Raw genomic sequence first — 12,953 nt, forward strand, 5'->3', positions numbered from 1 at the left:
ACTTTTCGGTAAACCATTTGGCTTTTTAAATAAATGATTTCCCCCAAAAAGGGGGAAATATTTAGCTTAAGCTTAGGCTTCTGGGATTAGATTCTCAACATTATCAAAGATGTTTTGCTGACCAACTCCTTCAGGGGCTTGGCTAACATCCATAGTTTCAGGTCCTAAATTGAACAGAACTCGTAAGATATTCAAGCCATCCACTGAACCGTTAGCAGCACCACTTCCATCTACATCAAGGGCCTCATTGTCGATTCCCTCCTGGATGTTATCAAAGATGTTTTGCTGACCAACTTCCTCAGGGGCTTGGCTAACATCCATAGTTTCAGGTCCTAAATTGAACAGAACTCGCAAGATATTCAAGCCATCCACTGAACCGTTAGCAGCACCACTTCCATCCACATCAAGGTTGAAGTCAATGGGACCAACGGGTTCAGGCTCAACATCAATTAAGTTGACGGTAACTGTACTGGTGCCAGTAATCGTATCATCATTGGTCTGAGTCGCAGTAATATCAAACTCAAAACTCGGTGTGGTTTCAAAGTCTAAATCGCCAGGGTCAGCAACGGTAATTAAACCGTTTTCAGGATCAATGGTGAAGGCATCTGTGTCATTATTGTTGGGGTTTAACTCACCTTCAAGTCCGAAGGTAAAGTCATCTCCTTCGGCATCAACGGCGATCGCCTGACCAACGATCGTTCCCTCAGCACTGTTTTCACGAATATCATTGACATTCGCTGCTACGCTTGGGGGCTGATCAACATCAGGATTATTTTCTACAACAGTAACTGAGCCAGTACCCGTTGCGCCTAGAGGGTCAGTTGCCGTGACGCTCAAGGGGAAGGCTTCTCCTTCTCCTGCTTCTACTAAATCATCGCTATCATTGACTGTGATTTGTCCCTGTCCATCGATCGCGAACGGCAGTTCTCCATCCCCATCAATATCCTCATTTCCAGCACTGAAGATGACTGTGAGGTTATCTAAACCATCATCACCGTCTCGGATTGAGACAGTTCCGACCACTTCACCATCACCTAAGTCTTCTTCAATATTGAAGACAGTATTATCTACTTCTGGTGTAGCATTACCACCAGCCACATTGAGAGCCGAGCCAATAAAGCTCTCATCCCCGGTGGTTGCAAAGTCAATAATCGCTGAAGTCCGTAAGAATCCTTCTTCGGGAACGCCCGCTTCTTCGGCTTGTTCAACAATGTCATTGAAGGTATCTGTTCCTAGGTCGTCTTCTAAGCTGGTGAGGGTCACTTCTTCGGCAGGGAAATCAGTATCATTAATTGCACCGATATCTTCTCCATCCCGTAAGAGTAAAGAATTGGCACCGTCAGTAATACGGAAGGCATCAGCAAACTCACCGTTAATTTCATCGAAAGTTGCCTCTGGAATCACCTCACCGTTGCTGTTAACGATGTCATTACTGGGATCGCCATCTTTATTCCCCATAACACCTGTAATGTTGCCATTACGTTCCTCAGAAAGGAAGAAACGAGGATCAATGCGGTTTTCAAAGACTTGCACAACAATCCGTTCTTGGGCTTCACCACCAAGGCTAATGTTAAAGAAGCCATTACCCAAGTTAACAATGCGACCGCCATCGTCTCCGACTTCCAGTCCATCTACAGGAATATCAACTTGGGCTTCACCATTGATAAACACAGGATTGTCTTCTCCTGCATAAATCGCAACGGTATTGCCATCAATTTCAGTCGCAATGGCGGTGTAATTAGAAAGACTATCGGAAGTTTCTCCGTCATCTTGAGTCGCAGGGGCGGTGCGAGCCTGAATGTTTAACGGGTTATTCTCATCAGTAGTGGACTCAACGAGAGTGAACTCACCCACCACTTGGAAGCCAAAATTATTACGGTCAAAGGTGGTAACGTGAGGATCACCAAAGCCAAAGGCAGGACGACCAAAGTTGACATCAATGTTGGCAGCACCAATGGTTGTCGCTTCACCATCGCTTACTTCTACTGTTAAGTCAAAGGAAGGAACAGTCCGAGTGAATGCGAAGAAATTACCAAACGGAATCACATTAAATAAGGGGCCGAGGTCATCGGTATCATTAACAGTAATTACCCCTTCATTGTCAATCGCAAAGGGCGCATTGTCATCACCATCAACATCGGGGTCTTCTGTTGTTCCCCCTGTAAATGTATTGATGAGACGGACTTGAGAGGCTTCACTCAAGCTAACCGTTAACTCATCCCCATCTGGGTCGCTAATGTCTAGCTGACCGACTTGTGTTCCGTTGGCATCAAATTCATCAATCTCAAAGTTACCGACACCAACCACAGGGGGCTGGTTTGTAATCCCTTCAATGGTGATTTCCACAGCTGCGGTATCTGTACTGTTGCCATCAGACACAGTGTAGGTAAAGGTATCTACATCTGTTTCCCCATCATTAAGCTCATCAAATGCACCGTTGGGGTCATACTCATAGCTTCCATCTGCGTTGAGAGTTAACAATGCTCCAGAATCTAGGGTAATCTCTGTGCCAACATTGTCTTCTCCCCCATTGACGGCACTCACCTCCAGCGCCTCTCCTTCGGGGTCGGTATCATTGGCGAGAACCCCTGCCGCTTCTACAGTTAGAACTGTATCTTCTGCGGTGCTATTGCTGTCGTCAGCCGCCGCTGGAGGGTCGTTTTCGGGGGGACCATCCACGGGAATGACCACTGTCGCTTCATCCGACGCATCGTCTTGGTCGGTTACGGTTACGGTGAGTTCTCCGTTAAATCCGTCTCCTAATAACTCTGCGGTGTCAACAATGGTGACTTCACCACTTGCTTCGTCAATGGCGAAAGCATCAACATCGTCTTCGTCGGGGTCATTACCACCAGTAATCGCGAAGGTGAGGGTATCTCCTTCATTGGCATCAGTAGCGGTTACAGTTCCAACGACATCACCATTTTCAGCGTCGTCATCTCCTGCCCCGTCTAAGTCAACGGTGTCAAATGTAAATGAGTCTTGGTCGAATTCGGGAGCAACATTTTCCTCTCCACCATCAACAACAAAGCTAGCATCTTGTAGGGAAAGGTTAACCTCATCACTGTCAATCGCTGTTCCATCTCCTAACGTTCCCCCTAATGGGTTTCCGTCGGCATCAATACCGGGAAATTCTAAATCCAGGGTTGAGTCCTCTGTTACTTCTAAGGCATTGAACTCTAATAGGGCAAACCGTTCTGGGTTTCCATTTGCTCCGATGACATTATCAGGAACACCGTCTCCGTCATCATCAGTGGTTGCATCTGCTGTACCACCAGCTAGGGTAATTGTTCCACCGTCTAACTCGGCAACCAGACTTTCCTCGAAGTTAAATTGGTTAGTAATAATCGATGCTGGGGTCTCAAAATCACTGAGCGCATCGAGAACCGCTTGTTCAAAGTCAATATTTAGGGAGAAGCTACTAACACCGACTGGGGTATCCGCAGCGACTAGAATCTCGACGAAGAAATTATCTCCTTGAGTAATTGTGCCATCTTCGATCGCGTCCCCAGGTTCTCCATTGTTATCAGCGAGGAAATTGGCTGTCACCTCGACTGGAGTTCCTGATGGCGGGGTAATCCCTTCAACAGTGATTTCTACATCTGCGGTATCTGTACTGTTGCCATCAGACACAGTGTAGGTAAAGGTATCTACATCTGTTTCCCCATCATTAAGCTCATCAAATGCACCGTTGGGGTCATACTCATAGCTTCCATCTTCGTTAAGCGTGAGTAACGCTCCTGACTCTAGGGTAATTTCTGTTCCTACATTGGCTTCATCGCCATTCACAGCACTGACAGCCAGATTATCCCCATCAGGATCAGTATCGTTAGCAAGAACCCCTGCCGCTTCTACAGTTAGAACTGTATCTTCTGCGGTGCTATTGCTGTCGTCAGCCGCCGCTGGAGGGTCGTTTTCGGGACCATCCACGGGAATGACCACTGTCGCTTCATCCGACGCATCGTCTTGGTCGGTTACGGTTACGGTGAGTTCTCCGTTAAATCCGTCTCCTAATAACTCTGCGGTGTCAACAATGGTGACTTCACCACTTGCTTCGTCAATGGCGAAAGCATCAACATCGTCCCCGTCTGGGTCATTACCACCAGTAATCGCGAAGGTGAGGGTATCTCCTTCATTGGCATCAGTAGCGGTTACAGTTCCAACGACATCACCATTTTCAGCGTCGTCATCTCCTGCCCCGTCTAAGTCAACGGTGTCAAATGTAAATGAGTCTTGGTCGAATTCGGGAGCAACATTTTCCTCTCCACCATCAACAACAAAGCTAGCATCTTGTAGGGAAAGGTTAACCTCATCACTGTCAATCGCTGTTCCATCTCCTAACGTTCCCCCTAATGGGTTTCCGTCGGCATCAATACCGGGAAATTCTAAATCCAGGGTTGAGTCCTCTGTTACTTCTAAGGCATTGAACTCTAATAGGGCAAACCGTTCTGGGTTTCCATTTGCTCCGATGACATTATCAGGAACACCGTCTCCGTCATCATCAGTGTTGGCATCGACTGTACCGCCAGCTAGGGTGATTGTTCCCTCATTTAAGTCAGCAGTACGACCTAGATCAAAATCAAATTTCTCAATAATGATTGATTCTGGGTCTTCAAAATCACTGATGGCATCGAGAACCGCTTGGTCGAAGTCTATATTTAGGGAGAAGCTACTAACACCGACTGGAGTATCCGCAGCGACTAGAATCTCGACGAAGAAATTATCTCCTTGAGTAATTGTGCCATCTTCGATCGCGTCCCCAGGTTCTCCATTGTTATCAGCGAGGAAATTGGCTGTCACCTCGACTGGAGTTCCTGATGGCGGGGTAATCCCTTCAACAGTGATTTCTACATCTGCGGTATCTGTACTGTTGCCATCAGACACAGTGTAGGTAAAGGTATCAGTATCTGTTTCCCCATCATTAAGCTCATCAAATGCACCGTTGGGGTCATACTCATAGCTTCCATCTGCGTTGAGAGTTAACAATGCTCCAGAATCTAGGGTAATCTCTGTGCCAACATTGTCTTCTCCCCCATTGACGGCACTCACCTCCAGCGCCTCTCCTTCGGGGTCCGTATCGTTAGCAAGAACCCCTGCCGCTTCTACAGTTAGAACTGTATCTTCTGCGGTGCTATTGCTGTCGTCAGCCGCCGCTGGAGGGTCGTTTTCGGGACCATTCACGGGAATGACAACTGTCGCTTCATCTGCTCCCTCTTGGTCAGTTACCGTGACAGTGAGTTCTCCCTCGAAGCTGTCTCCTAATAACTCTGCGGTGTCAACAATGGTGATTTGACCATTTTCGTCAATGGCAAAAGCGTTTGTGCCGTCGTCGTCGGGGTCATTACCACTAGTAATCGCGAAAGTGAGTGTATCTCCATTGGCATCAGTGGCGGTTACCGTTCCAACCTCCTCACCATTTTGAGCGTCGTCGTCTCCTTGCCCGTCTAAGTCAACGGTGTCAAATGTAAATGGGTCTTGGTCGAATTCGGGAGCAACATTATCAATTAAGTTGACGGTAACTGTAGCGGTGCCAGTAATCGTATCATCATTGGTCTGAGTCGCAGTAATATCAAACTCAAAACTCGGTGTGGTTTCAAAGTCTAGATCGCCAGGGTCAGCAACGGTAATTAAACCGTTTTCAGCAATGGTGAAGGCATCTGTGCCATCACCGTCGGGGTCTAACTCACCTTCAAGTCCGAAGGTGAAGTCATCTCCTTCGGCATCAACGGCGTTCGCCCGACCGACGATCGTTCCCTCAGGGCTGTTTTCCCGAATATCATTGATATTCGCTGCCACGTTTGGGGGCTGATCAACATCAGGATTATTTTCCACAACAGTAACTGAGCCAGTACCCGTTGCGCCTAGAGGGTCAGTTGCCGTGACGCTCAAGGGGAAGGCTTCTCCTTCTCCTGCTTCTACTAAATCACCGCTATCATTGATTGTGATTTGTCCCTGTCCATCGATCGCGAACGGCAGTTCTCCATCCCCATCAACATCCTCATTTCCAGCACTGAAGATGACTTCGAGGTTATCTAAACCATCATCACCGTCTCGGATTGAGACAGTTCCGACCACTTCACCATCAGCTAAGTCTTCTTCAATATTGAAGACAGCATTATCTACTTCTGGTGTGGCATTACCACCAGCCACATTGAGAGCCGAGCCAACAAAGCTCTCATCCCCGGTGGTTGCAAGGTCGATAATCGCTGAAATCTTTAAGAATCCTTCAGGAGCGCCCGCTTCTTCGACTTGGGCAAGAATTTCATTAAAGGCCTCTGTTCCTAGGTCTTCTTCTAAGCTAGCGAGGCTCACTTCTTCGGCAGGGAAATCAAGATCGTTAATCGTGCTGATATCTTCTCCATCCCGTAAGAGTAAAGAATTGGCACCGTCAGTAATACGGAAGGCATCAGCAAACTCACCGTTAATTTCATCGAAAGTTGCCTCTGCAATCACCTCACCGTTGCTGTCAACGATGTCATTACTGGGATCGCCATCTTTATTCCCCATAACACCTGTAATGTTGCCATTACGTTCCTCAGAAAGGAAGAAACGAGGATCAATGCGGTTTTCAAAGACTTGCACAACAATCCGTTCTTGAGCTTCACCACCAAGGCTAATGTCAAAGAAGCCATCACCCAAGTTAACAATGCGACCGCCATCGTCTCCGACTTCCAGTCCATCTACAGGAATATCAACTTGGGCTTCACCATTGATAAACACAGGATTGTCTTCTCCTGCATAAATCGCAACGGTATTGCCATCAATTTCAGTTCCAATGGCGGTGTAGTTGGACAGTCGATCTGAAGGTTCTCCGTTTTCCTGAATAGCAGGGGCGGTGCGAGCTTGAATCGTTAACGGGTTATTTTCATCAGTGGACTCAACGAGAGTGAACTCACCCACCACTTGGAAGCCAAAATTATTACGGTCAAAGGTGGTAACGTGAGGATCACCAAAGCCAAAGGCAGGACGACCAAAGTTGACATCAATGTTGGCAGCACCAATGGTTGTCGCTTCACCATCGCTTACTTCTACTGTTAAGTCAAAGGAAGGAACAGTCCGAGTGAATGCGAAGAAATTACCAAACGGAATCACATCAAATAAGGGGCCGAGGTCATCGGTATCATTAACAGTAATTACCCCTTCATTGTCAATCGCAAAGGGCGCATTGCCATCACCATCAACATCGGGGTCTTCTGTTGTTCCCCCTGTAAATGTATTGATGAGACGGACTTGAGACGCATCACTCAAGCTAACCGTTAACTCATCCCCATCTGGGTCGCTAATGTCTAGCTGACCGACTTGTGTTCCGTTGGCAGCAAATTCACGAATCTCAAAGTTACCGATACCAGCCACAGGAGGCTGATTTACCGCCAAGAAATCTTGGACATCTCTGGCAGCGGTAACGCCAAAAGTTTCAATAAATCCTGCACCTGGGGTATTGCTATTGGCAGAAGCAAAGAAATCTTCAACGATTAGGTCATCGGCAATGCCATCAGCACCGATATCAACTAAAACGTTAGCCCCATCTCTTTCAATTCCAATGAATCCTTCTGTCGGTGCTACTAAGGAAACTGCAAAGGCAGTCCCTTCGGTGTCAAAAATTTCTAGCGTATCATTCCCAGCAACATCATTGATGGTGTTAACACCGCTCAAATCACGGTTAATCTGGTAAATATCATCACCATTGCCACCGTTGAGATCGTCATCTCCGAGACCCCCATCGAGGGTGTCATTTCCTTCTCCGCCATCGAGAGTGTCGTTTCCAGACAAACCGATAAGGGTATCATCTCCCTGTAAACCGGTTATTATATCGTTTTCCTGTTCGTTACCTGTCAGTGAATTGTTCGACTGATCACCTGTAATATCGGCCATAAAGCACTCCTCACGCTTAGTTGTTTTGGGGTAAATAAAGAAAAAATGAAAATTAATGATGAGGAATAGTCTGGTTAATTAACTATTCTTCTGAATCTAGAATGTCTAGGGTGGTTCCAACAGAAACGCTTTGAGGGGTTTCTACTGTTGCTACAGGGACGTTAGAATCAACGGTAAAGTTTCCTTCTGTTCCTGTAATTCCGTCTGCTTCTTGGAGAGAGTTGAGAACCTCTGCACCAGATGGACTGAGAGCAATTTCAGCGATTTGTTGATTAGACAGAAGCTCATCAACCGTCGTGTCTAGGTCATTGGCTAGGCTGTTCAGTGCATCTTGTACACTTGGTGCGAGTAAGTTACTACGAATATTTGTAGTTGGGACTAAGTTACTGCGTACCGGTCTGGGAGCAATATTACTCCGAACGGGTTGCTGTTGGGCCTTAGCCTCTTGAGTTAATCCTAAAGTCGCTAAAAGCGCGATCGTTGTTCCCAATAGGATGGGCATTTTTTTTCGATTTATTCCCTTAGTAAACATAATTTTTACCTACCTATGGATTTTAGTTCTCCTGATATAGTTTACTGTTTCACACTCAATATAAACGGTATTGTCCAAAATTTCCATACCTTTTTGATAAGAGAAGACAAATTCTAAAAAAATGTTCCATAACTAACGCCAATGGTGAATCTTGCTCCATCTCCAGCACTTCCTGTTAAATCCACGACTGACGGTGTGATCAAGATCGGTATATTAGCAAAAGGGACGACAGAAAGCCCTAAATTCAAGTCTTGACCGCTCCATTCTAAAATGACGTTTGCTCGTGGAATTAGTTGTAAGGCTGCGCTACTGAAAAAATTAAATTGAGTTCCATCATCATCTACGTCAAAATCTTCTTCAGGACGAAATCGACCGTTACCTAAACCAGCGGAGACAAATGCGATTCCGAAGGGCTGATTCAGTTCTTCTTGAAGGGGGAAGGCTTGACTAAATGCGAGGTAAGTGCTGGTGCCAGCATCATTAACTCCCCAAGTAATCAGATTTTCTACTCCTAATCCTACTGAGGAAAAGTCGGAGAGGTTACGATTGATTTCAAAACTTAAACTTCCATTGTCGCCAAAACCTGCGTCTGATCCGCCTTCGTCAATCAAACTAAAAATGGCTAAACTGGTTGTCACCCCGACAGCAGTTTTCGGATTTCCTAAGCTCACTGCTCCACTGAGAGAACCATCTGTGCTTTCGGTGAAGCGAGTGCGATCTTGAATTAATACGCCAACACTAAAACTATTGGGTGCGCCTCCAAATCCATTGGGAGTTTCTATGCTAATTCCAGCCCCTAAACTCCCTTTTTGCTCGGTACGAATCCCACCTGCAAGTTCTGTAAACTGAGAGGAGTCTAATGGTTCGATCAAGGCTCTTAATTCTTCTATGCGTTCGGTTTCTGCGGGCGCTAGGGTGGTGTTCTCACTAAGGGTTTGGCGCGTTTGAAAATAGGTTTCTAGAGCTTGTTTTTGTTCGATTTGTTCTGGGGAGAGGGATTCTCGATCGACCCCTTGTAGTAAATTTAATACCTGTTCTCGATCGACCAGTTGGGTCCCAGGGGGTAGCGGTTGAGGAAGTTCGGCTCTGAGGGCTAGAATTTCCTGAACTTGAGGGGCGTATAGGACGATTTGATCACCGTCTCTCTGAGTGATGGTTTCTAGAAGTGCTTGGAGTTGAGTTCGGGCGGCTTGTTGTTCGGAGGAGAGGATTTCGGTGGGGAAACGGCGCACGGCTGCTAAAGATTGTTCCAGTTGTTCTCTTTCTACGGTTATGGAGGAAGGAGAAGGATTTTCGGGAAGTTGGGCGCTGAGGCGATTAATTTCTTCGATTTGCGCTTGAGAGAGGGCGATCGCGCTTTTTCCTTCAGGGGCTAAGTTGCGGAAGATGGTTAACAGTTCCTGACGGGCTTGTTTTTGAGAGGGGTTGAGTTGTTCTGGAGACAGATTTTCTAGGAATTGCAGGGTGTTTTGAACCGCCGTTGCGCCTAAATAGAAGGCTTGAGTGCTTTCTTCTGTTTCGATCGAGTCTAAGTAGTTGTTAACTTGTTGGGTTTCGCTGGAGGAGAGGGAGTTTAATAAGTCGGTGATCGCTGCGCTTTGTTGTGGAGAGAGTTCAATTTGCGATCGAGGCTCTAGGATTAAGGTTAAGAGTTGATTCAGTAAGGGTTGAGTCACTGAGGGCGATCGAAGATTCAGATTTTGTATTCCTTGTAGGGTGAGGATAATTTGTTGGAGTTCGGTTTTAGTGACAGATACAGAAGAAGCCGCAGGGGATTCTTGCTCACTGGAATTTTGAGTTTCCTTAGATTGGGACATCGCAGAAGATGCCTGTGCTATGCTTTCGGACATAGAAGGAAAGAACAACAGAGCGATCGCGCCTTGAAAAGCCTGCGTTTGTTCTGGGGAAAATTGATAAGGTTGAGCCTGCGGTAATTCTTCTAGAAACTCTACCACTAACTGTAATTGTTCTTGTTGAACTGCGGTTAAGTTTGGTGTGGGAGTGTTGTTCAGTAGTGCAAGTAATCCCTGTATTTCTTGGGCTGTGAGTTCAGTTCTTTGGCGAGATTGTTGGCTGAGTAAAAGTTGATTAATCGCTGTGATTTCTTGAGAGGAAAGCGCCGACCAAATTTCCTGTACTTGTCGGGTTTGTGTCTTTGATAACTGATAGGAAGCGCCTCGATCGTTATAAAGTTGAGTTAAGTTTTCCTTCAGTGATGCGACTTTCGCTTCGGGTTGGGGGGACAGATTCAACACTTGGATCAATTGTAGAGAGAGAATGGTTTGTTCTAACTCTCGATCGGTGAGACGTGCGATCATTGAGTGAGAAGAGGTTTCTTGCTGGGAATTTTGAGCAATCTCTTTTCTGTGATCTGGGGGGAACTCTCCCGCTTGAGCCAAACTTAACGGAAATATACTGAACGGTATAGTATTACCCGCTAACCAAACTAATGAGATTTTTGCCCATAACTTTAAGTGAGGAGACTTTAACCAACCAAGAGGGAACTCCAGCATCTAAATCATTCCTTAATTTTGAAGAATCCAGATCAATCCTCCCATACTCAAGAGCAATTTTACAGAAGGTAAGCGTGGTTTTTCCTCTCCCTCTAATTTTTAATCTGAGCTTCGAAGGCAAGTAGGTTGGGTGAAGTTTACGAAACCCAACACCAATCAGCAAGAGGCAAGAGGCAAGAGGCAAAAGGCAAGAGGCAAAAGGCAAGTAGGTTGGGTGAAGTTTACGAAACCCAACACCAATCAGCAAGTTGCCTTAGGGTTGATTGATCGGTAGGAGTTCAAGGTTTTGATGCAAGGTGTGTGACGATTGAACAATCAATGAACTTGCATTTTTACTCAGATCTTAATCGCCTCAAATCCTTATTTGGTAAAACTTTCAGTTTCCCAACAGCAAGCCCTAAATATTCAGGTGAAACAAATCCCCCCTAGCTTTGAAAGGGGGGAATAATGAGTTGGTATTAGAAATATGAACATTTTTATCGCTAGTGATTTTAACAATTTTGCTCGGTGTATGATGATTAGGACGCGGGTTTTTGTAATAGAACAAAACATCGCTGCCAATCTGGAAACGGATGAGTTTGAAAATACTTCTACTCATTATTTAGTTGGTAATGGTGAAGGTTTTATTGCGACTGCTCGCTCGCGCTTTTTAGAGGATAAGGAAACGGCTAAAATTGAACGAGTTGCTGTTTTAAAAGAGGCACGAGGAAAAGGCGTTGGTAGGCAATTAATGGATTATATTCTCAATGATCTTTACACTTCTCCTCATCTGAAAACGATTAAACTGGGTTCACAAAAGACAGCGATCGGATTTTATCAAAAACTGGGATTTCAGGTAATTGGTGAAGAATATATCGACGCTGGCATCCCCCATCACTTGATGATGAAAATAGTTAGTTAAAGTTTCTTAAGGATCAACACATTTCACTTTTTTGATTTTCCCTTCTTCTAAACGAGTAATCTGTAGTTTAACTTTTTGTCCTTCTGATAATAAATTAAATTTTTTTGGTTCTTTTTGGGTTAACTTTTGTGTATTTGCGGTAATTTCATAGGTGACTTTATTTCCTTTACTAAACCCGACAACTGTTGCTTCTATGACTTGTCCTTCCTTAAATTCTAAAGAGGAAGAGTATTTCTCAATTTTGGCTTGATGTTCTGATTTTTGCGGTTTATCTTTTATTTCTTTTTCGGCTTGTGGCGATGTTTTATAATAGCCCATAATATCAGGTTCAGGTAATTGCTTATAATTGGTGTTGGGTTTCGCTTCGCTTCACCCAACCTACTTTTTATTATTGATTGAGCTAAAATGTTTAACATTAATTGCGGTTGGTCTTGGTACTCCTGTAAATGTTTTTTACAAGCTGTTTCGATCGCGCTGTAATAAGCAACAGTTTTCTTACTATGTCCTACCCGATCGCCATTTTTAGCTAAAATTTTGAGATATTGAAAGAAGTTTTTAGATTGAAATTTGCGGAGATATTCTAGGATTTTTTTGACTTCATTGGGATCAGTATCGGATAAAGATAAATCCCGCGCGATCGCGTGGACTAGGACAATCAATTTCTATGATTTCTGTTATTAACGATCCCATTCTGATCGGTTTACCGCCACCTATTTTTAGGGCAAAATGATGATTTTGATCTTGTCCTAAAACTGTGAATAATGTTCCTAATTCGGCTTTGCTGAGGTTACGAAAGTTAATTTTGGTTGTAAAAATTGAATCTTGTTTAATATTTTGAATGGGAATCCCTTGTGATGCGGCTTTCTCTATTACTTCTTTTGCATGGTAATAAAATTTACGTCCTGCTACTTTTTCTTTTTTATAATAACCCGATCGTTTTTGGGAAGGAGAATAGAGAGATGGCATAAACCCAGGTTTTATGACTTGTTCTGGCGTTTTCTTCTCCTGAAAAAGTGAGTTGAACACCAAAATTAAACTCCATTGCTTCTCCTCGAATCGGTGTTTCTGCTTGTTCTTGTTTGGGTTGCGGTAAACCATATTTTTGGCATTCCTCGGCGGGAAGAAATTCACCCAC

General features: G+C 44.9%; 9 protein-coding genes. 2 read left to right on the forward strand and 7 right to left on the reverse strand.

Annotation, left to right across the window (positions count from 1 at the left end):
• Positions 1-72 precede the first annotated feature (72 nt).
• The 3 genes from DACSA_RS21885 to DACSA_RS18130 form a co-directional block, all read right to left on the reverse strand.
• Positions 73-7,872, reverse strand: a complete 7,800-nt coding sequence (locus tag DACSA_RS21885) for an Ig-like domain-containing protein (RefSeq protein ID WP_015228146.1) — start codon at positions 7,870-7,872, stop codon at positions 73-75.
• Positions 7,873-7,954: 82 nt separating this feature from the next.
• The gene (locus tag DACSA_RS01820) at positions 7,955-8,374 is read right to left on the reverse strand and encodes a hypothetical protein (protein WP_041235258.1); all 420 of its coding nucleotides are present in this window, start codon (positions 8,372-8,374) and stop codon (positions 7,955-7,957) included.
• Between the two features lie 143 nt (positions 8,375-8,517).
• Positions 8,518-10,917 carry a hypothetical protein gene (locus DACSA_RS18130; RefSeq protein WP_015228148.1) on the reverse strand — a complete coding sequence of 800 codons (2,400 nt, stop codon included), beginning with the start codon at positions 10,915-10,917 and terminating at the stop codon, positions 8,518-8,520.
• 130 nt (positions 10,918-11,047) lie between these two features.
• Between DACSA_RS18130 and DACSA_RS20120 the strand changes: the two genes are divergently transcribed.
• The gene (locus DACSA_RS20120) at positions 11,048-11,191 is read left to right on the forward strand and encodes a hypothetical protein (protein WP_156800603.1); all 144 of its coding nucleotides are present in this window, start codon (positions 11,048-11,050) and stop codon (positions 11,189-11,191) included.
• A gap of 192 nt (positions 11,192-11,383) precedes the next feature.
• Positions 11,384-11,818 carry a GNAT family N-acetyltransferase gene (locus tag DACSA_RS01830; RefSeq protein ID WP_015228149.1) on the forward strand — a complete coding sequence of 145 codons (435 nt, stop codon included), beginning with the start codon at positions 11,384-11,386 and terminating at the stop codon, positions 11,816-11,818.
• Positions 11,819-11,824: 6 nt separating this feature from the next.
• Here the strand turns inward: DACSA_RS01830 and DACSA_RS19515 are convergent, their stop codons facing one another.
• From DACSA_RS19515 to DACSA_RS21215, 4 genes are read right to left on the reverse strand one after another with little or no spacing between them, the layout of a single operon-like run.
• Positions 11,825-12,136, reverse strand: coding sequence for a hypothetical protein (locus DACSA_RS19515; protein ID WP_051017263.1), 312 nt, complete (start codon positions 12,134-12,136; stop codon positions 11,825-11,827).
• Complete coding sequence (locus DACSA_RS20125) at positions 12,094-12,477, reverse strand: hypothetical protein (protein ID WP_156800604.1); 384 nt, start codon at positions 12,475-12,477, stop codon at positions 12,094-12,096. Before DACSA_RS20125 ends, DACSA_RS19515 begins: the two co-directional genes overlap by 43 nt.
• Complete coding sequence (locus DACSA_RS01840; protein ID WP_051017264.1) at positions 12,425-12,784, reverse strand: hypothetical protein; 360 nt, start codon at positions 12,782-12,784, stop codon at positions 12,425-12,427. The genes DACSA_RS20125 and DACSA_RS01840 overlap by 53 nt, the downstream gene beginning before the upstream one ends.
• Positions 12,738-12,953 carry a hypothetical protein gene (locus DACSA_RS21215; protein WP_051017265.1) on the reverse strand — a complete coding sequence of 72 codons (216 nt, stop codon included), beginning with the start codon at positions 12,951-12,953 and terminating at the stop codon, positions 12,738-12,740. Before DACSA_RS21215 ends, DACSA_RS01840 begins: the two co-directional genes overlap by 47 nt.

The sequence above is a fragment of the Dactylococcopsis salina PCC 8305 genome (genome assembly GCF_000317615.1).
GTDB classification, from domain to species: domain Bacteria; phylum Cyanobacteriota; class Cyanobacteriia; order Cyanobacteriales; family Rubidibacteraceae; genus Halothece; species Halothece salina.

Bases quoted from the DNA above. Each gene is read 5' to 3' on its own strand.
- DACSA_RS21885 (WP_015228146.1), bottom strand. From the start codon at position 7,872: ATGGCCGATATTACAGGTGATCAGTCGAACAATTCACTGACAGGTAAC.
- DACSA_RS01820 (WP_041235258.1), bottom strand. From the start codon at position 8,374: ATGCCCATCCTATTGGGAACAACGATCGCGCTTTTAGCGACTTTAGGA.
- DACSA_RS18130 (WP_015228148.1), bottom strand. From the start codon at position 10,917: ATGCTGGAGTTCCCTCTTGGTTGGTTAAAGTCTCCTCACTTAAAGTTA.
- DACSA_RS01830 (WP_015228149.1), top strand. From the start codon at position 11,384: ATGAACATTTTTATCGCTAGTGATTTTAACAATTTTGCTCGGTGTATG.
- DACSA_RS19515 (WP_051017263.1), bottom strand. From the start codon at position 12,136: ATGGGCTATTATAAAACATCGCCACAAGCCGAAAAAGAAATAAAAGAT.
- DACSA_RS01840 (WP_051017264.1), bottom strand. From the start codon at position 12,784: ATGCCATCTCTCTATTCTCCTTCCCAAAAACGATCGGGTTATTATAAA.